At 69.2% G+C, this 25,920-nt stretch carries 25 protein-coding genes and 1 tRNA gene; 22 read left to right on the top strand and 4 right to left on the bottom strand.

Translation table 11 applies throughout. The features are described 5' to 3' along the window. The first annotated feature begins 174 nt into the window (after positions 1–174). The 5 genes from M2352_RS16415 (at position 175) to M2352_RS16435 (ending at position 5,886) form a co-directional block, all read left to right on the top strand. Positions 175–1,038: a GNAT family N-acetyltransferase gene (locus M2352_RS16415; protein WP_264665644.1), complete on the top strand. Its 864-nt coding sequence runs from the start codon at positions 175–177 to the stop codon at positions 1,036–1,038. A gap of 35 nt (positions 1,039–1,073) precedes the next feature. Further along, positions 1,074–1,634 (top strand): hydrolase, encoded by a 561-nt coding sequence (locus M2352_RS16420; protein ID WP_264665645.1) that lies wholly within the window; start codon positions 1,074–1,076, stop codon positions 1,632–1,634. Next, positions 1,631–2,332: an alpha/beta fold hydrolase gene (locus M2352_RS16425; RefSeq protein ID WP_264665646.1), complete on the top strand. Its 702-nt coding sequence runs from the start codon at positions 1,631–1,633 to the stop codon at positions 2,330–2,332. Before M2352_RS16420 ends, M2352_RS16425 begins: the two co-directional genes overlap by 4 nt. Positions 2,333–2,401: 69 nt before the next feature. Further along, positions 2,402–3,793, top strand: a complete 1,392-nt coding sequence (locus M2352_RS16430) for a sigma-54-dependent transcriptional regulator (protein ID WP_264665647.1) — start codon at positions 2,402–2,404, stop codon at positions 3,791–3,793. Next, on the top strand, positions 3,790–5,886 hold the full coding sequence (locus tag M2352_RS16435; protein ID WP_264665648.1) for a cache domain-containing protein: 2,097 nt from the start codon (positions 3,790–3,792) through the stop codon (positions 5,884–5,886). Before M2352_RS16430 ends, M2352_RS16435 begins: the two co-directional genes overlap by 4 nt. Positions 5,887–5,889: 3 nt before the next feature. On the opposite strand, the gene M2352_RS16440 is transcribed toward M2352_RS16435, so the two are convergent. Further along, positions 5,890–6,801 (bottom strand): formate dehydrogenase accessory protein FdhE, encoded by a 912-nt coding sequence (locus tag M2352_RS16440; protein ID WP_264665649.1) that lies wholly within the window; start codon positions 6,799–6,801, stop codon positions 5,890–5,892. Positions 6,802–7,331: 530 nt separating this feature from the next. On the opposite strand from M2352_RS16440, the gene fdnG reads away from it, so the two are divergent. From fdnG to M2352_RS16465, 5 genes are all read left to right on the top strand, one after another. Then, positions 7,332–10,394 carry a formate dehydrogenase-N subunit alpha gene (gene fdnG / locus M2352_RS16445; RefSeq protein WP_264666353.1) on the top strand — a complete coding sequence of 1,021 codons (3,063 nt, stop codon included), beginning with the start codon at positions 7,332–7,334 and terminating at the stop codon, positions 10,392–10,394. 2 nt (positions 10,395–10,396) lie between these two features. Continuing rightward, positions 10,397–11,290, top strand: a complete 894-nt coding sequence (gene fdxH, locus M2352_RS16450) for a formate dehydrogenase subunit beta (RefSeq protein ID WP_264665650.1) — start codon at positions 10,397–10,399, stop codon at positions 11,288–11,290. After that, positions 11,287–11,919: a formate dehydrogenase subunit gamma gene (locus M2352_RS16455; protein WP_264665651.1), complete on the top strand. Its 633-nt coding sequence runs from the start codon at positions 11,287–11,289 to the stop codon at positions 11,917–11,919. The genes fdxH and M2352_RS16455 overlap by 4 nt, the downstream gene beginning before the upstream one ends. Before the next feature lie 13 nt (positions 11,920–11,932). Further along, positions 11,933–12,790, top strand: a complete 858-nt coding sequence (gene fdhD / locus M2352_RS16460) for a formate dehydrogenase accessory sulfurtransferase FdhD (RefSeq protein WP_264665652.1) — start codon at positions 11,933–11,935, stop codon at positions 12,788–12,790. A 169-nt stretch (positions 12,791–12,959) separates the two neighbouring features. Next, complete coding sequence (locus M2352_RS16465; RefSeq protein ID WP_264665653.1) at positions 12,960–13,889, top strand: alpha/beta fold hydrolase; 930 nt, start codon at positions 12,960–12,962, stop codon at positions 13,887–13,889. 11 nt (positions 13,890–13,900) lie between these two features. On the opposite strand, the gene M2352_RS16470 is transcribed toward M2352_RS16465, so the two are convergent. Then, on the bottom strand, positions 13,901–15,118 hold the full coding sequence (locus tag M2352_RS16470; protein WP_264665654.1) for an IS110 family RNA-guided transposase: 1,218 nt from the start codon (positions 15,116–15,118) through the stop codon (positions 13,901–13,903). Between the two features lie 612 nt (positions 15,119–15,730). Here M2352_RS16470 and M2352_RS16475 point away from each other — a divergent pair. Next, entirely contained in the window at positions 15,731–15,904 is a 174-nt protein-coding gene (locus M2352_RS16475; protein ID WP_264665655.1) for a hypothetical protein, read from the top strand. 117 nt (positions 15,905–16,021) lie between these two features. Here M2352_RS16475 and M2352_RS16480 read toward each other — a convergent pair. Together M2352_RS16480 and M2352_RS16485 are read right to left on the bottom strand one after the other, a co-directional pair. After that, positions 16,022–16,098: transfer RNA gene (locus M2352_RS16480), tRNA-Pro, on the bottom strand. Positions 16,099–16,202: 104 nt separating this feature from the next. After that, positions 16,203–17,222, bottom strand: a complete 1,020-nt coding sequence (locus M2352_RS16485; protein WP_264665656.1) for a polyprenyl synthetase family protein — start codon at positions 17,220–17,222, stop codon at positions 16,203–16,205. Between the two features lie 105 nt (positions 17,223–17,327). On the opposite strand from M2352_RS16485, the gene M2352_RS16490 reads away from it, so the two are divergent. The 11 genes from M2352_RS16490 (at position 17,328) to M2352_RS16540 (ending at position 25,919) form a co-directional block, all read left to right on the top strand. After that, entirely contained in the window at positions 17,328–18,122 is a 795-nt protein-coding gene (locus tag M2352_RS16490) for a tRNA1(Val) (adenine(37)-N6)-methyltransferase (RefSeq protein ID WP_264665657.1), read from the top strand. A 44-nt stretch (positions 18,123–18,166) separates the two neighbouring features. Beyond that, entirely contained in the window at positions 18,167–19,039 is an 873-nt protein-coding gene (locus M2352_RS16495) for a S49 family peptidase (RefSeq protein WP_264665658.1), read from the top strand. Positions 19,040–19,082: 43 nt separating this feature from the next. Next, positions 19,083–19,346 carry a hypothetical protein gene (locus M2352_RS16500; RefSeq protein ID WP_264665659.1) on the top strand — a complete coding sequence of 88 codons (264 nt, stop codon included), beginning with the start codon at positions 19,083–19,085 and terminating at the stop codon, positions 19,344–19,346. A gap of 10 nt (positions 19,347–19,356) precedes the next feature. Further along, positions 19,357–19,833: a hydrogenase maturation protease gene (locus M2352_RS16505; protein ID WP_264665660.1), complete on the top strand. Its 477-nt coding sequence runs from the start codon at positions 19,357–19,359 to the stop codon at positions 19,831–19,833. Positions 19,834–19,982: 149 nt separating this feature from the next. Beyond that, positions 19,983–20,207, top strand: coding sequence for a hypothetical protein (locus tag M2352_RS16510; protein WP_264665661.1), 225 nt, complete (start codon positions 19,983–19,985; stop codon positions 20,205–20,207). Between the two features lie 296 nt (positions 20,208–20,503). Then, entirely contained in the window at positions 20,504–21,481 is a 978-nt protein-coding gene (locus tag M2352_RS16515) for a Bug family tripartite tricarboxylate transporter substrate binding protein (protein WP_264665662.1), read from the top strand. A 29-nt stretch (positions 21,482–21,510) separates the two neighbouring features. After that, a complete protein-coding gene (locus tag M2352_RS16520; RefSeq protein ID WP_264665663.1) occupies positions 21,511–21,999 on the top strand; it encodes a tripartite tricarboxylate transporter TctB family protein in 489 nt (162 codons plus the stop codon). 104 nt (positions 22,000–22,103) lie between these two features. Beyond that, positions 22,104–23,642, top strand: a complete 1,539-nt coding sequence (locus M2352_RS16525; RefSeq protein WP_264665664.1) for a tripartite tricarboxylate transporter permease — start codon at positions 22,104–22,106, stop codon at positions 23,640–23,642. A 34-nt stretch (positions 23,643–23,676) separates the two neighbouring features. Continuing rightward, positions 23,677–24,357, top strand: coding sequence for a TerC family protein (locus M2352_RS16530; RefSeq protein WP_264665665.1), 681 nt, complete (start codon positions 23,677–23,679; stop codon positions 24,355–24,357). Positions 24,358–24,377: 20 nt separating this feature from the next. Then, the gene (locus M2352_RS16535; RefSeq protein ID WP_264665666.1) at positions 24,378–25,205 is read left to right on the top strand and encodes a universal stress protein; all 828 of its coding nucleotides are present in this window, start codon (positions 24,378–24,380) and stop codon (positions 25,203–25,205) included. Positions 25,206–25,241: 36 nt separating this feature from the next. After that, the gene (locus tag M2352_RS16540; RefSeq protein ID WP_264665667.1) at positions 25,242–25,919 is read left to right on the top strand and encodes a response regulator transcription factor; all 678 of its coding nucleotides are present in this window, start codon (positions 25,242–25,244) and stop codon (positions 25,917–25,919) included. The last annotated feature ends 1 nt before the right edge of the window (position 25,920 follow it).

A 25,920-nucleotide genomic window follows, 5' to 3' on the forward strand; every position in this document is an offset into this window, starting at 1 on the left:
AGGGCGCAGCATATGAACGGGGATGAGACTGTCAATAGCCACGGCGGCTAACACCGGGTTTTCGTGCCATTTTTCCGCCGGAACCCGGGGTTCCGGGCGGCGGTTGTGGCGGTTGGCGCCCGGTTGCGCTACCGTTTGCCCCTGCACAGGCCATCGGACGGGGAGGGCGGCGCCGTGAACGGCCCATCATACACCATTCGCACCATGACTCGCGCCGAGGTGGACGAGACCCTGGACCGCGCCGCGGCAGAGGGATGGAATCCGGGTCTGCACGACGCCTTGCCCTTCCATCTGGCCGACCCCGCCGGCTTTCTGGCCGGCGTGGCGGACGGGCGGATGGTGGCCAGCCTGTCGGCGGTGCGCTACGGCCACCGCTTCGGCTTCATCGGCCTCTACATCGTCGATGCGGCCGCCCGCGGGCGGGGGTACGGCTGGGCGCTGTGGCAGGCGGGCATGGCGCGCCTGGACGGCGCCGTGATCGGGCTGGACGGCGTGGTGGCGCGCCAGGACGATTACCGTTCTTGCGGGTTCGAGACGGCCCACCGCAACATCCGTTACCGCGCCGGGCCGGGCACCGTGCCGGGGCCGGGGAGGGATGTGGCGGGTGTCACCGTCGTGGATGCGCGCACCGTGCCGTTCGACGTCCTTCTGGACCTGGACGCCCCGGTGTTTCCGGCCCGCCGGGCCGCGTTCCTGGCGGCGTGGCTGACCATGCCCGGCACCACGGCACTGGTGGCGCTGCGCGACGGGCGGGCCGTGGGCTTCGGGGCCGTCCGCCCGTGCCGGGAGGGGGCGAAGATCGGCCCGCTGGTGGCCCCCGACGCCGCGGTGGCGGCGCACCTGCTGTCGGTGCTGGCGGCGGCGGCCCCGGACGGTCCGCTGTTCCTCGACCTGCCGGAGGTGAACCGCCCGGCGGTGGCCCTGGCCGAGGGGCTGGGCATGGTGCCCATGTTCGAGACCGCCCGCATGTACCGCGGCCCCGCCCCGGCGCTGGCGTTGGAGCGGGTGTTCGGCATCACCACCTTTGAATTGGGCTGACGCCCGCCATAAGACCAAGAGGGAACGCCTTCATCATGCTGCTTTCCGCCCAACGGTCGGTTCTGGTCGTCGTGGACGAACAGGAACGGCTTCTGCCCGCCATCCATGACAGCGAACGGGTGGTGCGCAACACCGGCATCCTGCTGGACGCTGCCGCCGCGCTGGGGGTGCCGGTGCTGGTGTCGGAGCAATACCCCCGCGGGCTGGGCCCCACCGTCCCGGCGGTGCGCGAACGGCTGGCCGCCCGCACGCCCGACGGCGTGGCGGTGGTGGAGAAGATGCATTTCTCCTGTGCCGAGGAACCGGCGTTTCTGGAACGTCTGGCCGCCTTTGGCCGCGACCAGATCATCCTGACGGGGACGGAGGCGCATGTGTGCGTGCTCCAGACCGCGCTGGGGCTGGTGGACAAGGGCTTTGGCGGCGTGGTTCTGGTGGCCGACGCCACCTCCTCGCGCACGCCGGCCAACGCCGAGCGGGCCATCGCCCGCATCGAACGGGCCGGGGTGGAGATCGTCACCACCGAAATGGTGGTGTTCGAATGGCTGCACCGGGCCGGAACCCCCGAGTTCAAGAGCGTGAGCGCCCTGATCAAATGACCAGATCCGCCCTGATCCTGCTGCCCGGAATGCCGCTGGATGCGGCCATGTGGGAGCACCAGCGCCGCCATCTGGCCGCCGTCGCCGACATCGCCGTTCCCGACCTGACCGGGGCCGGCACCATTGCCGCCCTGGCCGACGGCGTGCTGGCCGCGGCACCCGCGCGGTTCGCCCTGGCCGGGCTGTCCATGGGCGGCTATGTCGCCATGGAGATCATGCGCCGCGCCCCGGAGCGGGTGACCCGGCTGGCGCTGATGGACACCAACCCGTTCCCCGACACCGCCGAACAGACCGCCAACCGCCGCGCCGCGGTGGAACTGGCCCGCCAGGGCAAGCTGCGGCAGGTGGTGGCGGCGAACATGCCGCGGATGATCCATCCGCTGCACATGGGCGACCAGACCCTGGTGGACTCCATCCACGCCCAGGCCGAACGGGTGGGGGTGGAGGGCTATGCCCGCCAGCAGGCGGCCATCATCACCCGCGCCGACAGCCGCCCCGGCCTGCCGGCCATCGCCTGCCCCACGCTGGTCCTGTGCGGGGAGGCGGACGCCCTGTCGCCGGTGGAGGTCCATGCGGACATGGCCGCGGCCATCCCCGGTGCGCGGTTCGTGCCGGTGGCCGAGGCCGGGCACATGGCCCCCATGGAACAGCCCCAGGCGGTGACCGCCCTGATGTATGACTGGCTGGTGAACCGGTAAGCGCTCTATAAGCCGTCGTCCCGCCGAGCTGTGCGCGGGAGGACGGCGGCGAGGGCGCGGAAAGAGCGGATGGACCCGACAGCGATGGATGACGGCAAGGCCGGCGGCGACGCCGGCCCGCAGCCTTCGGTTCTGGTGGTGGACGATGAAGAGGGGATGCGCAGCTTCCTGTCCCGCGCGCTCGCCCGCCGCGGGTGCCTGGTGGAAACGGCGGGCAGCGTGGAGGACGGCATCCTGGTGCTGGAACGGGTGCCGGTGGACCTCATCATCCTCGACATTGCGCTGCCGGGCCGCTCGGGCCTGGACTGGCTGAAGGAGCTTGAGCAGTCGGGCTTCACCGGCGAGGTGATCCTGATCACCGCCTTCGCCGACATGAACACCGCCATCGATGCCCTGCGCGCCGGGGCGTCGGATTTCCTGCTCAAGCCCTTCCGCATCGAGCAGATCTTCAACTCCATCAACCGCTGTTTCGAGCGGGCGCGGCTGGCGCGCGAGAACTTCGTGCTGCGCCGGCAATTGTCCACCAAGGGCACCGGGCGGGACGCGATCGTCGGGCGGTCGGAGGGCATGACCCGCCTGCGCACCCTGGTCCGCCGGGTGGCCCCCACCCCGTCCACCGTGCTGATCCAGGGGGAATCGGGGGTGGGCAAGGAACTGGTGGCCCGCGCGCTCCATGAACAGTCGGCGCGCGCCGCCGCCCCCTTCGTCGCCGTCAACTGCGCCGCCATCTCCGCCGACCTGATCGAAGCGGAACTGTTCGGCCACGCCCGCGGTGCCTTCACCGGCGCGCGGGAGGCGCGCAAGGGCCTGTTCTACTACGCCCACGGCGGCACGCTGTTCCTGGACGAGATCGGGGAGCTGTCCCAGGCGCTGCAGTCCAAGCTGCTGCGCGTGCTGGAGGAACGCCGCATCCGCCCGGTGGGCAGCGAGCAGGAGGTGCCGGTGGACGTGCGGGTGGTCACCGCCACCAACCGTGACCTGCGCGCCGAGGTGGCCCAGGGCCGGTTCCGCCAGGATCTCTATTACCGGCTGGAGGTGATGACCCTGACCATTCCCCCCCTGCGCCAGCGCACCCAGGATCTGCCCGAGCTGGTGGCGCTGTTCATGGGGTTCCTGTCGGTGCGGCTGGGGGTGGCGCCGCTGAGCGTGACGCCGGAGGTGGAGCGGGCGATGATGGCCTATTCCTGGCCCGGCAACGTGCGCGAACTGCGCAATTTCGTCGAACGGTCGCTGCTGCTGGGGGAATTCCCGCTGGATGATCTGGCCGGCGGGCCGGCGGACGGCGCCGTCCCGGCCGGGCAGGATGCCGATGCCGGCGTGCTGACCCTGGCCGAGGTGGAGAAGCGCCACATCCTGGCGGTGCTGGACCGCTGCGACGGCAACAAGACCCGTGCCGCCGACCTGCTGGGCGTGTCGCGCAAGACGCTGGAGCGCAAATGCACCGAATGGGGCGTGGTGTGAGGGCGCTGCCCCTGCGGCTGGTGCGCGTGCGCATGGCCTTTGCCGAATCCGTCCGGTTGAAGCTGACGGCGCTGGTGCTGGCGCCGCTGCTGCTGGGCGTGCCGGTGCTGCTGGTGATCGTGTGGGTGTGGGGAACGCAGGGCTACGACCAGCTTCTGCGCACCAAGGTGGGCGCCGATCTGGGCACCGCGCGGCAGTATTTCGACCGGGTGCAGAGCAGCGTGCGCACCGGGGTGACCGGCTTCGCCGAATCCCACTGGTTCTCCATGGCCCTGCAGCGGGAGCAGCCGGAGGGGCTGGACGCGCTTCTGGAAACCGCGGCCCGCGATCTGGGGCTGGATTACCTGCTGCTGATCGGGGCCGACGGCACGGTGACGGCGGGGGCGGCCCGCCAGGACCGCACCGGATACCGGGTGGTGCGCGAGGCGCTGGACGGTTACGGCTCCCACAATCTGACGGTGATGGCGGCGGCGGAGCTGGAGCGCGTTTCCCCCGCCCTGCGCCAGCGGGCGCGGCTGCCGCTGGTCCGCTCCCCCCGCGCCCACCCCGACCCGCGCCCGGCGGAGGACCGCGGGCTGATGATCCAGGCCGCCGTGCCCATCCCCGGCGCCATGGGCGAGGGGGTGCGGGTGCTGGAAGGGGGCGTGCTGCTGAACGGCAACCAGGGCATCGTGGACCGCATCAATTCGGTGGTTTATCAGGACGCCTCCCTGCCGCTGGGCAGCCAGGGCACCGCCACCCTGTTCCTGGACGGGGTGCGCATCGCCACCAACGTGCGGCTGTTCGAAGGCTCCCGCGCGCTGGGCACCGTGGCGTCCCAGGCGGTCTATGATCTGGTGATGGGGCAGGGGAAGGTCTGGCTGGGCTCCGCCTTCGTCGTCAACGACACCTATGTGTCGGGGTACGAGCCGCTCTATGACGGCAACGGCCAGCGCATCGGCATGCTGTACGTGGGCTTTCTGGAAGCGCCGCTGCAAAACGCGCTCTATGGCGCCATGGCGGTGCTGTTCCTGCTGTTCCTGCTGGTGTCGGGGCTGGGGACGCTGGTGGATCTGCGCTGGGCGCGGGCCATCTTCCGCCCGCTGGAGCGCATGAACGGCGTCATCCACCGCATCGAGGCGGGGGAGGAATGGGCGCGCGTCGGCCCGGTGGGCAGCCGGGACGAGCTGGGCCGGCTGGCCCGCGCCTTCGACCAGCTTCTGGATTCGCTGGCCGCCCGCCGGGCCGAGCTGCAGCGCTGGGCGCAGGAACTCGACCGCAAGGTGGCCGAGCGCACCGCCGCCTTGGAGGAGGTCAACACCACCCTGCGCCGCGCCCAGCAGCAGCTTGTGATGAACGAGAAGCTGACCGCCATCGGCGAGCTGACCGCCGGCGTGGCCCACGAGATCAACAACCCGGTGGCGGTGATCCAGGGCAATCTCGACCTGTTGCAGGAGGTGCTGGGTGACGACGCCGAACCGGTGCGGGAGGAGATCCGCCTGATCAACGCCCAGACCCGGCGCATCCAGACCATCGTCACCCGCCTGCTGCAATTCGCCCGCCCCGGCGATTTCGCCGGCTATACGGAGGCGGTGGACGCCAACGCGGTGATCGCCGATTGTCTGGTGCTGACCCGCCACAACCTGACCCGCGCGGCCATCACGGTGCAGACGGCCCTGACCGCCACCGGCACCGTGGAGGTGAACCGCGGGGAGCTGCAGCAGGTGCTGATCAACCTTATCATGAACGCCATGCAGGCCATGTCCGGCGGCGGCACGCTGACGCTGGGCAGCCGCGACATTCCCCCCGGCGATCCGTTCGGCGACGGCGTGGTGCTGGAGGTGCGCGACACCGGCCACGGTATCGCCCCCGGCGACATCGCCCGCATCTTCGACCCGTTCTTCACGACGAAGAAGCATTCGGGCACCGGGCTTGGCCTGTCCATCAGCTACGCCATCATCCGCCGCTACGGCGGCGACATCGCGGTGGAAAGCCGTCCGGGGGCGGGCACCGTGTTCACCCTGCGCCTGCGCCGGCAGGCGGTGTTCACCGACCAGACCTCCACGGCACCGGTGTTCGCCGCCCGCTTCCTCGACGGCAAGCCGCCGGGGTGAGACTCACCCCGCCAGCGTCAGCAGCGGGTTGACGTTGATCCGCCGGAAGCCTTCCTCGCCCACCAGCAGGTCGAGCGCCAGGGTGGCGAGGTCATCGGCCAGCGGGTCGATCCCCAGCGCCTTTTCCGCCAGGAACAGCTTCAGGTAGGCGTGGCAGCCGCCGCAGGCTTCCGCCCGCGCGCCGGTGTCGGGGTGGTCTTTCGTGGCCCCATCCGCCGGGGTCAGGGAATGATAGGTCAACTGGTGCCCCTCGCCGCAGGCGATGCACGAGGTGCGCACATGGTGCCATGCCGTGTGGCACAGGCCGCAGTGGAGATAGCGCAGGCCCCCCGCCTCCATCCCTGTGTGAATCACCCCCGCCGCCGGCGGGCTGCCGCACACCGGGCAGCCGAAGGCGGTGGCCGTCGGCGCCACCGACGCCGGGTCCAGCCCCGCCGCGTGGCGGGTCCACGCCACCTGCAGCGCCGCCACCACGAACGGGGCGGGGGCCAGATCGTCCGGTCCCGCCGATCCGTCCATCAGGCGGCGGGCGATGCCCTCCACCGCGGCCGTATCGTCCAGAATGGCCGACAGGGCGGTGAAGGCGGGGCGGGCATTCTCCGGCACCCGCCCGTCCAGGCCGGCCAACAGGGTGCGCAGGTCGGTTTGCCAGCGGCCGGCGGGGGTGGGGGTGCCGTCCACCGCGTGGGCGATCACCGCCTGCTGGGCGTCGGCCACCAGGGCCAGGAACGACAGCCACGCCTCCAGACCGTGGCCGGGGGCCAGATGGCGCAGCCGCTCCGCCCGTTTGGCGAACAGGCTGGCGGCGTCGGGCAGGCGCACCGGCGACGGCGAACGGCCGGGGTTCAGCCCGGCTTCGGCCATGGCCTCGGCCAGCGACGGGTCGATGGTGGGATGGGAGGAGGAGGCGGTCATCGGCAGGGCGTCCACGAAAACGGAAAAAAGAGGCTGGGGCGGATCGTATGCAAGAAGCGTACAGGGCTTCGGGGCCGGCGGGAATATCCAGGGGAGCGAGGTCAGGCTAACACCCCCTCTCCCGCCCCGGGAGAGGGATGGGGTGAGGGTCCGCTTTTCGCGCGGCAGCCCGAAAAGCGAGCCGTCAGGCTCTCCGAGCTTTCGATTTGGGGGTGCTTCGCAACGGATTTCGGGCGTTCCGCGCGAAATCCGGCCCTCACCCAACCCTCTCCTCCGGCGGGGAGGGGGCCAATCGACCGGCATCGTGTCCGGTGGGCCGGGAAGCGGAATGCTGCATCGCACAAGGACTTAGACACATTTAAAGTCGGGACATTCTGTCCGTCCCATGGGACAGAATGTCCCTATGGTTCGTGCGGCCAACCATTTAAACCCTGATTTCGTAAGGCTTACCCCGAATGGCACGGAACCTGCTGTTGGGCGGCGCCGCGGCCCGTTGGCCGTGGGATGAATCGCTGCCCAAGGGAGGAACCATGCAGGTCAGCCGGCGACAATTCATGCAGCTTTCAGCGGGAGGACTCGCGGCGTCGAGCGTGGCCGCGCTGGGCTTCCTGCCGTCTGCGGCTCTGGCCGAGGTGCGCCAGTACAAGCTGTCCCGCGCCAAGGAGATCCGCAATACCTGCCCGTACTGCTCGGTGGGCTGCGGCCTGCTGATGTACAGCCTGGGCGACGGGGCCAAGAACGCCCGGTCCGAGATCATCCATATCGAGGGCGACCCTGATCATCCCGTCAGCCGCGGTTCCCTCTGTCCCAAGGGGGCGGGGCTGCTGGACTTCATCCACAGTGACAACCGCCTGAAACACCCCGAGGTGCGCGAGGCCGGGTCCAACACCTGGAAGCGCATCTCCTGGCATGAGGCCATCGAGCGCGTCGCCCGCCACATCAAGAACGACCGCGACGCCAACTTCACCGCCAAGAACGCTCAGGGCGTGACGGTCAACCGCTGGACCTCCACGGGGATGCTGACCGCATCCGCCTCGTCCAACGAAACCGGCATCCTGACCCAGAAGTTCATGCGGGCGCTGGGCATCGTCGGCACCGACGCGCAGGCGCGCGTGTGCCACGGCCCCACCGTGTCGGCGCTGGCCTCGACCTTCGGGCGCGGCGCCATGACCAACACCTGGGTCGATATCAAGAACGCCGACTTCATCCTGATCATGGGCGGCAACCCGGCGGAGGCACACCCCGTCGGCTTCAAATGGGCCATCGAGGCCAAGAAGAAGGGTGCCCGCATCATCGTGGTGGACCCGCGCTTCAACCGCTCCGCCGCGGTGGCCGACCACTACGTGCCGATCCGCGCCGGATCGGACATCGTGTTCCTGGGCGGCGTCATCAACTGGCTGGTCGCCAACGACAAGATCCAGTGGGAGTATGTAAAGGCGTTCACCAACGCCAGCTTCATCGTCAAGGAAGGCTACAGCTTCGAGGAAGGGCTGTTCTCCGGCTACGACCCGGCCAAGGGGCAGTACGACCGCGCCTCGTGGAACTATGAGTTCGACGACGCCGGCAACGCGCTGACCGATCCCACGCTCCAGCATCCGCGCTGCGTGTGGAACCTGATGAAGGCCCACTTCGCCCGCTACACGCCTGAGGTGGTGGCCGACCTGACCGGCAGCCCCAAGGACGGCTTCCTCACGGTCTGCGAACACCTGGGTTCGACCGCGGTGCGCGACCGGGTGGGCACCATCCTCTACGCCCTGGGCTGGACGCAGCACACGGTGGGGGCGCAGAACATCCGCACCATGGCGATGATCCAGCTTCTGCTGGGCAACATCGGCATGCCGGGCGGCGGCGTGAACGCGCTGCGCGGCCATTCCAACATCCAGGGTCTGTCGGACCTGGGCCTGCTGTCCACCAGCCTGCCGGGTTATCTGACGCTGCCGAACGAAAAGGCGCACCCGACCTACGCCGACTACATCGCCCGGACCACGCCCAAGGCGCAGCAGCCGGGCCAGCTCAATTACTGGGCCAACACGCCCAAGTTCTTCGTCAGCCTGCAAAAGTGGTTCTTCGGCGACAAGGCCACCGCCGAAAACGACTGGGGCTACGACTGGCTGCCCAAGTGGGACAAGATGTACGACGTGCTCCAGGTCATGGACCTGATGCACAACGGCAAGGTCAACGGGCTGATCGTCCAGGGTTTCAACCCCCTGACCTCGTTCCCCGATGCGCGCAAGACCGCGGCCTCGTTCGCCAAGCTGAAATACATGGTGGTCATCGACCCCATGACCACCGAAACCTCGACCTTCTGGCAGAACCACGGCGACATCAACGACGTCCCCACCGCCAGCATCCAGACCGAGGTGTTCCGCCTGCCCTCCACCTGCTTTGCGGAAGAGGACGGGGCCATCGTCAACTCCTCCCGCTGGCTGCAATGGCACTGGAAGGGGGCCGAGGCACCGGGCGAGGCCCGCACCGACCAGGAAATCATCGCGGAAATCTTCATGGCTGTCCGCGGCCTGTACGAGAAGGAGGGCGGGACGGTCCCCGAACCGATCCTCAACCTGTCCTGGCCGTACAAGAACCCGCTGGACCCCACGCCCGAAGAACTGGCCAAGGAATTGAACGGCCGGGCGCTGGTGGACGTGCCCGATCCCAAAGACCCCACCAAGTTCCTGCTGCGCAAGGGCGAACAGATTTCCAGCTTCGCGCAGCTGCGCGACGACGGCACCACGCTCAGCGCCTGCTGGATCTTTGCCGGGTCGTGGACCCAGGCCGGCAACCAGATGGCGCGCCGCGACAACACCGACACCGGGCTGGGCAACACGCCGGGCTGGGCGTGGGCGTGGCCGGCCAACCGCCGCATCATTTACAACCGCGCGTCCTGCGACCCGCAGGGCAAGCCGTGGGATCCCAAGCGGAACCTGATTTCGTGGAAGGGCGACGTGTGGGCCGGGGCCGACGTTCCCGACTTCAAGATCGATCAGCCGCCGTCGGCGGGCATGAACCCCTTCATCATGAACCCCGAGGGGGTGGGCCGGCTGTTCGCCACCGACAAGCTGGTGGACGGGCCGTTCCCCGAACATTACGAGCCGATGGAAAGCCCGCTGGGCACCAACCCGCTGCACCCCAAGGTGGTCAGCAGCCCGGCGGTGCGCCTGTTCCCCGCCGACAAGGAACGTCTGGGCACCCATGACGCCTTCCCCTACGTCGGCACCACCTACCGCCTGACCGAGCATTTCCAGTTCTGGACCAAGAACGTCCGGCTGAACGCCATCGCCCAGCCCGAGCAGTTCGTGGAGATCGGCGAGGCGCTGGCGGCGGAAAAGGGCATCAAGGCCGGCGACTGGGTGCAGGTCAGTTCCAAGCGCGGCCACATCAAGGCCCGCGCGGTGGTGACCAAACGCATCAAGGCCCTGACCGTCAACAGCCGCACCGTCCACCAGATCGGTATTCCGCTGCACTGGGGGTGGGAGACGGTGGCGAAGAAGGGCTACCTGTCCAACACGCTGCCGCCGGCGGTGGGTGACTGCAACACCCAGACCCCCGAATACAAGGCGTTCCTGGTCAACATCGAAAAGGTCGGAGTGGCGTAAGCATGGCCCTGCAATCCCTCGATATCCTGCGCCGCTCCGCAACACCGACGCCGACGCCGCAGGCCCGCAACCCCGCCGAGATCGCCAAGCTGATCGACGTGTCGGTCTGCATCGGCTGCAAGGCGTGTCAGGTGGCGTGTTCGGAATGGAACGAACTGCGCGCCGACGTCGGTTCGTGCATCGGCGTCTACGACAACCCCATCGACATGTCGTCGCAGGCGTGGACCGTCATGCGCTTCAACGAGGTGGAACAGAACGGCAAGCTGGAATGGCTGATCCGCAAGGACGGCTGCATGCACTGTTCCGACCCCGGCTGTCTGAAGGCCTGCCCGTCGCCGGGGGCCATCATCCAGTACAAGAACGGCATCGTCGATTTCCATCAGGAGAACTGCATCGGCTGCGGCTATTGCGTCTCCGGCTGCCCGTTCAACGTGCCCCGGCTGAGCCCCGCCGACAGCAAGGCGTACAAGTGCAACATGTGCTCCGACCGTGTGGCCATGGGGCAGGAGCCGGCGTGCGTCAAGACCTGCCCCACCGGCGCCATCCAGTTCGGCAGCAAGGAGGACATGAAGGAGGTGGCGGAAACCCGCATCACCGACCTGAAGTCCCGCGGCTACGACCAGGCCGGCCTCTATGACCCGCAAGGGGTGGGCGGCACCCACGTCATGTACGTGCTGCACCACGCCGACCAGCCGGAGCTTTATTCCGGTTTGCCGAAAGAGCCTGAGATCAGCACCGCCGTCAGCCTGTGGAAGGGAGCGCTGAAGCCGCTGGCCACCCTGGGCGTTGCCGCCGCCGGTCTGTTCGGCTTCTTCCACTACATCACCGTCGGCCCCAACCGCGCCGACGAGGATGAGCATCACGAGACCAAGACGGACCGGGAGGACGCACGGTGAGCAAGGAAAAGCTGATCCAGCGCTACAACGCCGCCGAACGCATCAACCACTGGATCGTGGCGATCTGCTTCGTGCTGCTGGCGATTTCGGGGCTGGCGTTCTTCTACCCCGCCTTCTTCTGGCTGACCGGCGTGTTCGGCACGCCGCAGCTTGCCCGCATCGTCCATCCCTTCGTCGGCGTGGTGATGTTCCTGGCGTTCGCCCGCCAGTTCTTCCGCTACGCCCACCACAACCTCATCAACAAGGAGGATGTGACGTGGATGATGTCGGTGCGCGAGGTGATGAAGGGCAACGAGGTCGGCGACATCGGGCGCTACAACGGCGGCCAGAAGGGCATGTTCTGGCTGATGGTGCTGTGCATGATCCTGCTGCTGGGCTCGGGCTTCATCGCGTGGCGTCCGTACTTCGCACCGCTGTTCCCGATCCCGGTGATCCGCATCGCGCTGCTGGTCCACGCGGCCAGCGCCCTGGCGCTCATCGCCGGCATCATCGTCCATGTCTATGCAGCGCTGTGGGTGCAGGGCACCATCCGCGCCATGGTCGAGGGCGTGGTCACCCACGCGTGGGCGAAGAAGCACCACCCGCGCTGGTTCCGCCAGATGACCGGCCAGAACACGCCGGCCGAGTAAGGGGGAGCGGATCATGGACGGCATGACGGATTTCCGCATCGATCTGCTGCCCGCCGTAACGGAGGAGGGCGTGCTGCCCGACACCACGCGGCGGGTGACGGTCCTGCGCCTGGACGGCGGCACCGGCATCAGCGCCGAGGACATGGTGGTGGAGGAGGTGCCGGTGGCGATGGCCTACAACGGCATCGTCCACGCCGTCATGCTGGCCACACCCCGGGATCTGGAGGACATGGCGCTGGGCTTCAGCCTGTCGGAAAACATCATCGCCACCGCGGACGAGCTGTACGAGGTGGCGGTGGTGACCGGGTGCGACGGGGTGGAGGTGCGCATGGACATCCCGCTCGACCGTTTCATGAAGCTGAAGGGCCAGCGCCGCAGCCTCGCCGGGCGCACCGGCTGCGGCGTGTGCGGGGTGGAAAGCCTGCAGGCCATGGCGCGGGCCGGGCGCCCGGTGTCGGGGGGCACGCCCATTACTCCCGCCGCTGTGGCCCGTGCCCTGCGTCTGTTCGGCGAGGAACAGGCGCTGCACCGTCTGACCGGGGCTGTCCATGGGGTGGCCTGGGCCGCCGCCGACGGCACCATCGTGGCGTTGCGGGAGGACGTGGGGCGGCACAACGCGCTGGACAAGCTGATCGGCTGGCTGGTCAGCACCGGCGTGGACCCGGCCTCGGGCTTCGCGCTCACCTCCAGCCGCGCCAGCTACGAGATGGTGCAGAAGGCCAGCCGGGCCGGCATCGGCTGTCTGGTGGCGATCTCCGCCCCCACCGGCCTTGCCGTGCGCATGGCCGAGGCCAGCGGGCTGACGCTGGCCGGCTTCGCCCGCGGCAACCGGCTGGCGGTCTATACCCACGGGGAACGGCTGGCGGTCTGACCGCCGGATCTGTTGAGAAAGCCCGGTGCCGGAAACGGTGCCGGGTTTTTTCATGGGCGGTACAGGGATGGAAAGTTGATTTGGTGCGGCAAAAATTCAGTTTACGGCGGTGTTTTTCTCGACCCATAGTCGCTTTCCGTCAGACGTGTCTTATGGAGAGCGTGCCGTGATGCCCACCACCCTTTTCCCCCGCCTTCCCGCCAGCCGGCGGGCCGCTTTGGCCGGTCTGCTGATGACGGCGGGGGTTTCCGTGACGGGAATGTCCCCCGGTGCCGGTTCGGCCCGCGCCGCCTCTCCCGCGGGCGGTGGCGAGGTTCCCGCCGACGCCGGGCGCGGCCTGCTGGGCCATGTGCGCCAGGGGGAGGGGCCGGAGCCGGTGGTGGTGCTGCACGAATGGATGGGGGACCACACCAATTACGATTTCATCCGCCCCTTCCTGCCGGGCGACACCCATGCGTGGATCTTCGCCGACCTGCGCGGCTATGGCCTGTCCAAGCCGCTGTCGGGGGCTTATTCCCTGGACGAGGCGGTGGAGGACGTGATGCGGCTGATGGGCCATTACGGCCATGCCCGGTTCCATGTGGTGGGCCATTCCATGTCGGGCATGATCGCGCAAGCGCTGGCCAAGCGCGGCGGAGAGCGGGTCAAAAGCGTGGTGGCGGTGTCGCCCGTCCCCGCCTCCGGCTTCAAGACCGATGCCGAGGGGCTCAAGAAGCTGATGGCGGTGGTGGACAATGACGACGCGGTGCGCGCCGCCATTCTGGCCCGCGGGGGCGGGCGCTATGGCCGCGGCTGGGTGGAGCGCAAGCTGGCCATGACCCGGCGCGCCCCGAACCGCGAGGCCATGGTGGGATACCTGACGATGTTCACCGGCACCGACGTGGCCGACGCGGTGCGGGGCACTCCCACGCCTATCACCGCCGTTTGTGGCGAGCATGACCTGCCGCTGTACCGGGCGGAGTCCATCACCCGGCTTCTGGGACCGCTCTTCCCCAATCTGGAGGTGGTGGTCAGCCGCGAAGCCGGCCATTACGCCATGCTGGAAACCCCGCCGCTGCTGGCCGGCCAGATCGAAAAGGGGCTGGCGCGGGGCGTGTGAGACACCCTGTGTCAACCCTCTGGAGGGAGGTTGAGCGCTTTGGCGGCGGCATGCTGCTCAGGGTTGTAGATTTTGGCGTCGTACCAAGCGCGCCACAGGACGCGGATCCAGGCTCTTGCGAGGATGCGGATGGCGTGGGGGTGATCGCAGCCGCGGTCCCGGGCTTTGCGGTAGACGGCGGCGGCCCAGGCGCAGGCATGGCGGGAGTTGTCGGCGAAGCAAGTGATGGCGGCGCGCAGGCGATGATTGCAGGCCCAGCGGAAGACGACGCCGCGGCTTTTGCCCGAGGCATGGGTGACGGGGCTGACCCCGGCTTCGGCGGCGAGTTGGTCGGGCGTTTGGAAGCGCTCGCGCACGTCGCCGAGTTCGGCGAGGATCTGGGCTGCGCAGATGCGTCCGGCCCGCGGGAAGGACATCACGACCTTGCCATCGGGGAGTTCGGCGACGGTGTGCTCGATGCGGGCGGAGAGCTTGGCGATCTCGGCGAGGAGGCGCTCCAGGACGGCTGCGAGGGCGCGGACCATCTCGCCCTTGGCCTCGGCTTCGGCCTCGCCGGCGAGGCCGGCGGGAGCGGCGCGCAGGCGGTCCAGCAGATCGGCCGGGCTGCGGCGTCCGCAGTAGGCGTGGCTTGCCAGGAAGGCCTTGAGGCGCTTCTCGCCAAGGCGGGCGGCGCTGTCGGGGGTGGGATAGCGCTGGACGAAGGCGAGCGCGATGGGCGAGTCGATGTCGGCGAAGATGGCGGCGGCGCCGGGCCAGAAGCTGTCCAGCAGGCTGCGCAGGCGATTGGCCAGGCAGACGCGCTCGGCGACCAGGTCGTCGCGGCCGCGGACCAGGGCGCGCAAGGCCTTGATCTCGTCGGACCAGGGCGTCAGGGGCCGGAAGCGGTGGCCGTCGGTGCGCAGAATGTCGGCGAGCATGAAGGCGTCGCCGGGATCGCTCTTGCCACCGGCGGCACGGTAGCGCGGCCGGCAGGCCTTGACGACGTTGGGATGGATCGGCACGACCGGATGGCCGGCCTCGACCAGGGCATCGACGATCAGTCCGCTCGGGCGCTCGATGGCGATGGGAAGCTCGCCGGCCGGCGCCAGCTTCGCCAGCCGCTTGCACAGTTCCGCCAGACCGGCGGCATCGTGTTTGATCTCCAGGCGGAACACAGCGGCTCCGGCGCCGTCGACGACGCAGACGGCGTGACCGGCGCCGCCCCAATCCAATCCCCCGAAATACCGCATGGGCAGGTCCTCCGTGATTGCGCTACGCTGCCGAGCGTCGGGAGGAACTGCGGGCCGCTCATTGACCGGCGCTCCGGGCTGCTATCCCTGGCGCTACACCCTGTTGCCCGTCCTGTCCTCCCGGCACCCGCCATGCGGCGGGTCTCACACGGGCCGTTGGCCGGCAAGCGCGACTGGCCATCATGGCGGGTGCTCGGTCGGAGCCGAGCTTTTCACCCCGCATGCGGGGTGAAAAGCTCAACCAGTGTCAAGGTGCCCCAATGAGCGTCGGGAGGAACTGCGGGCCGCTCATTGACCGGCGCTCCGGGCTGCTATCCCTGGCGCTACACCCTGTTGCCCGTCCTGTCCTCCCGGCACCCGCCATGCGGCGGGTCTCACACGGGCCGTTGGCCGGCAAGCGCGACTGGCCATCATGGCGGGTGCTCGGTCGGAGCCGAGCTTTTCACCCCGCATGCGGGGTGAAAAGCTCAACCAGTGTCAAGGTGCCCCAATGAGCCGGTCCCCGGCGGTTGCCTTGCCGCTGCTGGAGCGATCCGGCCTTTGGTCCGCCCCGCGCCTGGGGTAGCATAGGGGCCGGACCGCTTATCCTCCAGCCGCGCAACGGGTGGCGCCATGACCGACGATCCGCGCAGTCTTCTGGAAACGCACCGGGACGCTTTCCGCCAGATCCTGCGGGAAGCCCACGCCGCCCGCTCCGCCCTGTGCGAGAATGAACTCATCATCAGGCTCGGCACCATCGTCGCGCTGGCGGAAAAGGCCCTGGAACAGGGCGGCCGCGACACCTGACGGGTCCGCTGACGGGTTTGACGGGAAAGCGCGCGGCGGGTAATGCCGCTGGGCCACCTGATCCAGGCCCCAAAAGCAATCAAGGGGTTGGCATTTCTGCCAACCCCTTGATCTTGTTGGTCGGAGAGAGAGGATTCGAACCTCCGGCCCCTGCCTCCCGAAAGCAGTGCTCTACCAGGCTGAGCTACTCTCCGATCATTTCCCCGCTTCGTTTTCGTCGGCGTTGCCGGCGGTGCGCTGCGGTGGCGGGTATATAGCCGGCTGAGCCGTGGCCCGCAACAGGAAAATTCACATCACCTCAAAAATCTCGGCTGATGACGAATTCGACCACGTTTTCCAGGGCCTGGCGCAGGGGGCTGTCCGGGAACACGGTCAGGGCGGTGTTGGCCAGGCTGCCGTAATGGCGCGCACGGGCCACCGTGTCGATGAGCGCGTTGTGGCGGACCATCAGCGCCTGCGCGTGGGCCAGATCCTCGTCGGTCTGTTCCAGCTCTTCCATGGTGCGCTGCCAGAACGCGCGTTCTTCCGCGTCGCCGCGCTCAACCGACAGGATCACCGGCAGGGTCAGCTTGCCCTCGCGGAAATCGTCGCCCACCGTCTTGCCCAGCGTCGCCTGATGGGCGGAATAGTCGAGCACGTCGTCCACGAGCTGGAACGCGATGCCCAGGTTCATCCCGTAATCCCACAGCGCGGTCAGCACCGTCTCGTCCACGTCGGCCACCACGCCGCCCACCCGGCAGGCGGCGGCGAACAGCTCCGCCGTCTTGCCCTTGATGACCTCAAGGTATGCGTCCTCGGTGGTGGTGATGTCGTTGGTGGTCTGAAGCTGGAGCACCTCGCCCTGGGCGATGACGGCCGAGGCGTTGGACAGGATGTCCAGCGCTTCCAGCGACCCCGCCTCCACCATAAGCTGGAACGAGCGGGAGAACAGGAAGTCCCCCACCAGGACGCTGGCCTTGTTGCCGAACACCGCGTTGGCCGAGGCCAGCCCGCGGCGCAGGTTGCTTTCGTCCACCACGTCGTCGTGCAGCAGGGTGGCGGTGTGGATGAACTCCACCACCGCGGCCAGAAGCTGGTGCTTGGTGCCCTGATAGCGGCACAGGTTGGCCGCGGCCAGCGTCAGCACCGGGCGCAGCCGCTTGCCGCCGGCCGCCACGATGTAGCCGCCCAGTTGCGGGATCAGCGCCACCGGGGAGTCCATGTGCTTGACGATCAGCTCGTTGACACGGGCCAGATCGTCGGCGACCAGAGCGGTGAGGTCTTCGAGCGCCGTTGACGGTTTCTGCCGCTTGGGTTCGAGATTGGTAACGACCGTCAAGGCCGGCTCCACTTGCTGGTGATGATTGACGGAACCTCTTCCGGCAGCGAGCATAACGGCCTAGCCTGTTCGGTCAAGCCGCTCTGCGGCGCAGGGCCGCGAAAGATGACGGAAATTCAGCCTATCCCCCAGAGTATCACGGCGGAAAACACCCTGCTCGGCGGGCGGGTCCGGCTGGCGCAGCCGGCCGGCGGCTACCGCGTGGCCGTCGATCCGGTGCTGCTGGCCGCTTTCACCGCTGCCCGGGCCGGGGAAACCGTGCTGGATCTCGGCACCGGCTCGGGGGCTGCGGCATTGTGTCTGGCCGTGCGGGTGCCGGGGGTGCGGGTGGTGGGGCTGGAGGCGTGGGAACCGGCGGAAACCATGGCCCGCCACAATGTCCGCCTGAACGGGCTGGAGGATCGGGTGGGAATCGTGGCCGGCGACCTGCTGCGGCCCCCCCCGGATCTGGGGCCGGCGGGGGGGCGGTTCGACCGGGTGATGGCGAATCCGCCCTATCTGCGGGCCGGGGCCGCCACCCCGCCGCCCGACCCGTGGAAGGCGGCGGCCAATGTGGAGGGGGCCGCCCGCCTGTCCGACTGGGTTGCGGCGGCGGCGGCCCTGCTGCGCCCGCGGGGGTGGTTCACCATGGTCCACCGTGCCGACCGGGTGGATGAGATCATGGGCCTGCTGCACGGCTCCTTCGGCGCCGTCACCCTGTTTCCCCTGTGGCCCAGGGCGGGGGAACCGGCGCGGCGCATCCTGGTCGCCGCCCAGCGGGGCGCCACCGGCCCGGCCCGGCTGCTGCCCGGCCTGGTGCTGCATGGACCCGGTGGTTATACGCAAGACGCCGACGCGGTGCTGCGCCTTGGTGCCCCGCTGGTTTACGAACCGGTGCGCCAACCCCATCTAGGCGCGTGACACACACCCGTACCCATCCGAACAGGCACGAGGATACCCGACCCATGCCCGCTTTCCTGTCCCGCCTTCCCTTCGGCCCGTGGCGCAAGCGTGAACCGCTGGTGTCGGTGGTCCGGCTGACGGGGGTCATCGCCGCGTCCGGCGGCGCCTTTGGGCGCACCCTGTCCATGGCCGGGGTGGCGCCGCTGCTGGAAAAGGCCTTCGCGCCGAAGAATCAGGTGGCGGTGGTCCTGCTGATCAACTCCCCCGGCGGATCGCCGGTGCAGTCGGCGCTGATCGGCCGGCGCATCCGTGATCTGGCGGAGGAAAAGAAGGTGCCGGTCCTGGCCTTCTGCGAGGATGTGGCGGCCAGCGGCGGCTATTGGCTGGCGTGCGCCGCCGACGAGATCTACGCCGATGACAGCACCATCGTCGGGTCCATCGGCGTGGTCAGCGGCGGCTTCGGCTTCCACGATTTCATCAGCCGCCACGGGGTGGAGCGGCGCCTCTACACCGCCGGGGAGCACAAGGCCATCCTTGATCCCTTCCTGCCGGAAAACCCCGACGACGTGGCCCGGCTGAAGGCGCTGCAGCAGGAGGTGCACCAGTTCTTCATCAGCCACGTCCGCACCCGCCGCGGCGAGCGGCTGAAGGGGGAGGAGGGCGAGCTTTTCTCCGGCGCGTTCTGGAGCGGGCGCACCGCCGTCGGCCTTGGCCTGATCGACGGGGTTGCCCACATGCGCCCGCACCTGCGCGCCCGCTTCGGGGAGAAGGTGCGGCTGCGGGTGGTGGAGCCGAGCCGCGGGCTGCTGTCGCGCCTGCCGTTCCGCAGCGGCGATGGCGAAAGCCGGCTGGGCCACGGCATCGGTGCGGCCCTGCCGGCGGCGGCGCTCAACACCGTGGAGGAGCGGGCGGTGTGGGGGCGGTTCGGGTTGTAACCCCGCTTGACCCCTCCCCCTCGTCCGGGTACTCCTTCATCCCATGTTCACGAAGATCCTCCTTGTCATCGTGGTGATCGTCGCGGCCCTGTTCGGGATGCGGTTCTTCCGCCGCATCTCGGAAGCGGGGAAGGAGCGGCTGAACCGCAGCGCCGCCCAGCCCGCCCCGTCGGCGGGGACCGGGCGGTCCGTCCCCGGCGGTCCGCGCGATGCGGAGGATCTGGAGAAGTGCCCGGAGTGCGGGGCCTATGTCGCCCCCCATTCCGCCGTCGCCTGCGGGCGCCCCGCCTGTCCCTATGGGCGCTGACCCGGCGGGCATGATCCCTCTGCGCATTCTGGGCGTCGGCCATCCCTTCCGCCGCGACGACGGGGTGGGGCCGTGGGTGGCCGCCCGGCTGGCCGCGCGCGGCTGGCCGGCGGACAGCCATCCGGGGGAGGGGGCCGGGCTGATGGACGCCTGGGACGGCTGCGCCGCCGTGGTGCTGGTGGACGCGCTGCAATCGGGGGCGGCCCCCGGCACAATCCGCCGTTTCGACGCCCACACCGAGACGTTGCCCGCCGGGCTGTTCCGTGCCTCCTCCCACCTGTTCGGGGTGGCGGAGGCGGTGGAGATGGCGCGCGTGCTCGGACGCCTGCCGCCGATCCTCGTCATCTATGGCATCGAAGGCGGCGATTTCACCGCGGGCGAGGGGCTGACCCCCTCCGTGGCCGCCGCCGCTGTGGCAATTCTGGAACAGGTGGAAGCCGATTGCCGCCGAATCGGAACCGCCCCGCCACCCCCCGCCGCCGGATAGGCGGGCCGCCCTCTTCAACAGGCTTATCCACGGCCTTATCCCCGGTTCTGTGGATAACAGCGGTCAAGGCGGGCGATGCGTCGGTGCCTCAGTCTGTGGCGATGGCGCCACAGATTGCGGCCGATCGGCATTTATGGTAAAAATTCCCCATGGCAGACTCACGGCGCATCGGCGAGCTTGGCAACGACCCCATCCGCACCGACCCATCGGGTGTCGGGCGGCCGTCGGTGCGTGGCCGGCAGGGTGACATCGCCTCGTCGCCGGGCCGACAGCGCATCCCCACCATGCGCCAGTTGGCCGCCCTGGTGGTCAACGGCATCCTGACCCTGCCGCGCAATTACCGCCGCGGCATGTATCTCGACATCATTGTTTGATCCTGTCCCGCGGGACGAACGGATGCTGCGCCGCATATAACATTTTTGTGCCTTTCTGTCGCAGCCTGACAGGTTGATGACAGGTTCCGCTGCTACTGTGTCTCCAGGACGGGGGCAGCGGGAAACGCGGTCCCCGTTAAAAAAACAAAAACACCGACGTGATGGGGACGACGTTCATGATGGCACCTTTGGGTGGTGCTGCGGCCTAGCCGCGCCCGGATTCTCCGCAAAGACCTGGCTTTCCGTCCGCCCGCACGCCGGCCCTTTTCAAAACACGAAAAGAGTCTGGAGGAAGCATGTCCACCCGCGTTTCCGCGTTCTTCACGCACGCCGCCAGCGCCGCCGTGCTGGCCGCCGTCACCCTGACCGCCGTCCCGTCGCTGGCCGAGATCAAGGGGCTGGAGATCATCGCCCCGGCCAGCCCCGGCGGCGGCTGGGACCAGCACGCCCGCGCGCTGCAGCAGGTTCTGCAAAGCCAGAATCTGGCCTCCGGCATCCAGGTGGCGAACATCCCCGGTGCCGGCGGCACGGTGGGGCTGGCCCAGTTCGTCACCGCCCGCAAGCGCCAGCCGGCGCTGCTGGTGGGCGGTCAGATCATGCTGGGGTCCATCGTCACCAACAAATCGGTGGTAACCCTGGATCAGGTGGCGCCGCTGGCCCGGCTGACCGGCGAATACACCGCCCTGGTGGTGCCCTCCGATTCCCCCATCAAGACGCTGGCCGACCTGATCGCCAAATTCAAGGCCGACCCCGGATCGGTGTCGTGGGGCGGCGGGTCGGCGGGCGGCAGCGACCAGATCCTGGCCGGGCTGATCGCCAAGGCCGTGGGCGTGCCCCCGACCAAGGTGAATTATGTCGCCACCGCCGGCGGCGGCGAGCTTCTGGCCTCCGCACTCGGCGGGCACATCACGCTGGGCATGGGCGGCTACAATGAATTCGCGCCCCAGTTCCAGGCCGGCAAGCTGCGCGCCATCGCCGTGTCGGCGCCCCAGCGGCTCCAGGGCAGCGACACCCCGACCCTGAAGGAACAGGGCGTCGATCTGGAATTCGTCAACTGGCGCGGCGTGTTCATGCAGGCCAACGCCAAGCCGGCGGAAAAGAAGGAGCTGGAGGAGGCGGTCGCCAAGGCCGTGGCCAGCGACGACTGGAAACAGCTTGCGCGCCAGCGCGGCTGGATCGACCTCTACCTGCCCCCGGTGGAGTTCGCCGCCTTCCTGAAGCAGGAGCGGGCGCAGATCGAGGGCACGCTGAAAGACCTGGGTCTGGTGAAGTAACCCCGCAACGGACAAGGAGGAGACGGGCCATGACCACGGGCCGGACGTTGCGGATCGGTGAAGCGGCCATGGGCGGCGGGCTGCTGGCGCTGGGTGTGTTCATCGCCGTTGAAACCCTGCGGACGCCCATGTCCGGCAGCCTCCTGGCCGGCCCGGCCCTGTTTCCCTGCCTGATCGCGGCGGGGCTGGTGCTGGTGGGGCTGGCGGTGCTGCGCGAGGCCTTTGCCGGGCACATCGCCCACGAGGGCGGGTTCGAGCTTGACGGCCCGGCCCTGGCCCTGACCGCCGCCGGGCTGGCGGTGCAGTTCCTGCTGGTGGAGGCGCTGGGCTGGATACCGGCGGCGGCATTGCTGTTCATGGCGGTGTCCCGCGCCTTCGGCAGCCGCCGCCCGCTGGTGGACGCGGCCCTGGGCGTCGGGCTGGCCGTGGGAACCTATGTGGTGTTCAACCACGCGCTGGGCCTGAACCTTCCCCTGGGGGATGTGTTCGAATGGCTGCTGGCCGGCGGCAAAGACTGACGGACAAGGGGGCGGTTTGAAAAAGCCCCCGTCCCTGGGAAGGACTGCGCCCGGCCCCCGTCGGATGACGGATGGGCCGGGCCTTGCCCCAAAAGGTGCATGACATGGATACCCTTGCCGCTCTGGGTCACGGTTTTTCCGTGGCGCTGATCCCCTATAACCTGATGTGGGCGCTGATCGGCGTCACCGTCGGCACGGCGGTGGGCGTGCTGCCCGGCATCGGGCCGGCGCTGACCGTGGCGCTGCTGCTGCCCGTCACCTACAGCCTGGAGCCGACCAGCGCCTTCATCATGTTCGCCGGCATCTATTACGGCGCCATGTACGGCGGTTCCACCACCTCCATCCTTTTGAACGCGCCGGGGGAATCCGGCAGCATCGTCACCGCCATCGACGGCCACGCCATGGCGCGCCAAGGGCGCGGCGCGCAGGCACTCGCCACCGCCGCCATCGGCTCGTTCGTGGCCGGCACCATCGGCACGGCGGCCCTGACCTTCGTCGCACCGCTGATGGTGCGGGTGGCGCTGCTGTTCGGCCCGGCGGAGTATTTCGCGCTGATGATCCTGGCGCTGACCACCGTCACCGCCGTTCTGGGCCAGTCGCTGGCCCGCGGGCTGGCCAGCCTGCTGCTGGGTCTGGCGCTGGGGCTGGTGGGCATCGACATGCAGACGGGACAGGCGCGGCTGGCGCTGGGCATCCCCGAACTGCTGGACGGCATCGACACCGTGGTGGTGGCGGTCGGCCTGTTCGCGGTGGGCGAGACGCTCTACGTCGCGTCCCGCCACCGCTTCGAGCGGGAAGAGATCTACGACCTGAAGGGCTCGTTCTGGATGAGCCGGGAGGATTGGAAGCGGTCGTGGAAGCCGTGGCTGCGCGGCACGCTCCTGGGCTTTCCCTTCGGCACCCTGCCGTCGGGGGGCAGCGAGATCCCGACCTTCCTGTCGTATCTGGCGGAAAAGCGCCTGTCCAAGACGCCCGAGGAATTCGGCAAGGGCGCCATCGAGGCGGTGGCTGGGCCGGAGGCCGCCAACAACGCCGCCGCCGCCGGGGTGCTGGCGCCGCTGCTGTCGTTGGGCCTGCCCACCTCGGCCACCGCGGCCATCATGCTGGCGGCGTTCCAGCAGTACGGGCTGCAGCCCGGCCCGTCGCTGTTCGACAACAACCCCGAACTGGTCTGGGGCATGATCGCCAGCCTGTACGTGGGCAACGTGCTGCTGCTGCTGCTCAATCTGCCGCTGGCCGGCATCTGGGTGAAGCTGCTGCTGATCCCGCGCCCGTGGCTGTACGCCGGCATCCTGGTGTTCGCCACCCTGGGGTCGTACACGCTGAACAACAACGTGGTCGATCTGGTGATCCTGTGGATCATCGGTCTGGTGGGGTTCGGCATGCGGGTGCTGAACGTGCCGGTGGCGCCGTGCGTGGTGGGGCTGATCCTGGGGCCGCTGGCCGAGCAGCAGTTCCGCCGGGCGCTGGTCATCAGCCAGGGCGACCTGAGCGTCTTCGTCTCCCACCCCATTTCCGCCGTGCTGCTGGCACTGGCCGTTCTCTTGGTGGCCGGACCGCTGCTGCTGCGCCGCCGCCGGGCGGCGGATGGTGGGGCCTCGCCGTCCGCCGGTGCCTCCTCCGCCGATTCCCCCGCGGCCTGAGCCGGGCCGGTTTCTTCCCTCAAGGACACGCATCATGGAAAGTCTCGATCTCTGGCTGCAACTGACGGCGCTGGCGAAGGTGGTCGCCATCGATCTGGTGCTGGCCGGCGACAACGCCATCGTGGTCGGCATGGCCGCCGCCGCCGTGCCGCTGGCCCAGCGCCGGAAGGTCATTTTCTGGGGCATCGCCGCCGCCATCGTGCTGCGCATTTTCTTTGCGCTCATCACCACCCAGCTTCTGGCGATCATCGGGCTGACGCTGGCCGGCGGCATCCTGCTGCTGTGGGTCTGCTGGAAGATGTACCGCGAACTGCGCAGCCACGGCGCCGACGAGGTGGCGCCCGACGAGGCCATGGACGCCCCCGATACCGCTCCCTCCAATACCGGCGGCATCTCCGGCGGCGGGGTGGCGGCGGTGGCCGCCGGCACCACGGTGGGGGCGGCCATCTGGCAGATCGTCGTCGCCGACGTGTCCATGTCGCTCGACAATGTGCTGGCCGTGGCCGGGGCCGCCAAGGACCACCCGGTGATCCTGGTGATCGGGCTGCTGCTGTCGGTGGTGCTGATGGGGGCGGCGGCCAACATGATCGCCCACGTGCTGCACCGCTACCGCTGGATCGGCTGGGTCGGGCTGGCCGTCATCACCTATGTGGCGCTCGACATGATCTGGCGTGGCGGGTCGGAGGTGCTGGCCCATTCCGCGCTGGTCTTCTGATCCGGGGGAGGAGTGAACCCATGAAGACGATCCTGGTGCCCCTGACCGGGCAGCCCCACGACAACCGGGCGGCCACCGCCGCCTTCCTCGCCGCCGCCCGTTTCGGGGCGCATGTGGAGGGGCTGTGCGTGATCCCGCCGGTGGAGATCCGCACGTCGGTGGAGCATGCCGCCATTCCCGCCGCCCTGGCCGACGAGCTTGTCCGCATCGGGCGGGCCGATCAGGCGGCGGCGCTGGACGGCGCCCACCTTGTGTTCGACGCGGTGCGCGGGCGCTTTGCCGTGTCCGCCGCGTGGCGGCCGGTCACCGGCCTCCTGCCCGATATCATCGCCGAGGAGGGGCGGCTGGCCGATCTGGTGGTGATGGCCCAGCCCGCCGACGGTTCCGGCGCCCTGGCCCCGGCCATCGAGGCGGCGCTGTTCGCATCGGGCCGCCCGCTGCTGCTGGCGCCGGCCGGGGAACCGGCCACACTGGGCGGCGCGGTGGCGGTGGCGTGGGACGGCGGGACGGCGGCGGCGCGGGCGGTGGCGCTGGCCCTGCCGCTGTTGCGCCGGGCCGGGCGGGTGGTGATCCTGGCGGCGGAAAACCCGGCACCGGGCCGGGTCGCCGATCCCGCCCGCCTGTCGGCGAACTTGGCCCGTCACGGCGTGTCCGCGCTCATCCACCCCCTGTCTCCGGCGGGGCGGGGCATCAGCCGCGCGCTGCTGGACGCGGCGCTGGAGGAGGGGGCGGACGTGATGGTCATGGGCGCCTATGGCCACAGCCGGGTGCGGGAAATGGTGTGGGGCGGGGTCACCCGCGATATCCTGCGCGAACCGCCGCCGCTGTCGGTGCTGCTGGCCCATTGACGCACTCCATGCCCCCGGAAAAGGGAGGACGCCCGCATGCGCATTCTGGTGGTCGAGGATACCGAGGATCTGGCCGACGCCATCGTCCACCGGCTGCGCAAGCTGGGCTATGGCGTGGACTGGGCCGCCACCGGCGACGAGGCGGAAGAGTTGCTGGGGCAGGAGGCGTATCAGTTGATCCTGCTCGACATCATGCTGCCGGGCACCGACGGGCAGACGCTGCTGAACCGGCTGCGCCGGCGGCGGGATGCCACGCCGGTGCTGGTGATGACCGCCCGGTCCCAGGTGGACGTGCGCATCGGCCTGTTGGATCTCGGCGCCGACGACTTCATCGTCAAGCCGTTCGATTTGCGCGAGCTTGAGGCGCGGTGCCGGGCGTTGCTGCGCCGGTCCCACGGCATGGCGTCGTCGGTGACGGTGTTCGGCAATCTGACCTTCGACGCCGCCGCCCGCGCGGTGACGGTGGCAGGGCAGCCGGTGGAACTGGGCGGGCGGGAATTCCGTCTGCTGGAACTGTTCCTCAGCCACCTCAACACCGTGCTGTCCAAGGACGACCTGATGGACCGGCTGTTCAGCCTGGACCAGCCCACCGCGCTGAACGCCATCGAGTTGTATGTCTCCCGCCTGCGGCGCAAGCTGGAGGGGGCGTCGGTGGAGATCCGCACCAAACGGGGGCTGGGGTATGTGGCTGAACTGGCCGGGAAAGAGGGTTGAG

This window comes from Azospirillum fermentarium, from assembly GCF_025961205.1.
Classification (GTDB): Bacteria; Pseudomonadota; Alphaproteobacteria; order Azospirillales; family Azospirillaceae; genus Azospirillum; species Azospirillum fermentarium.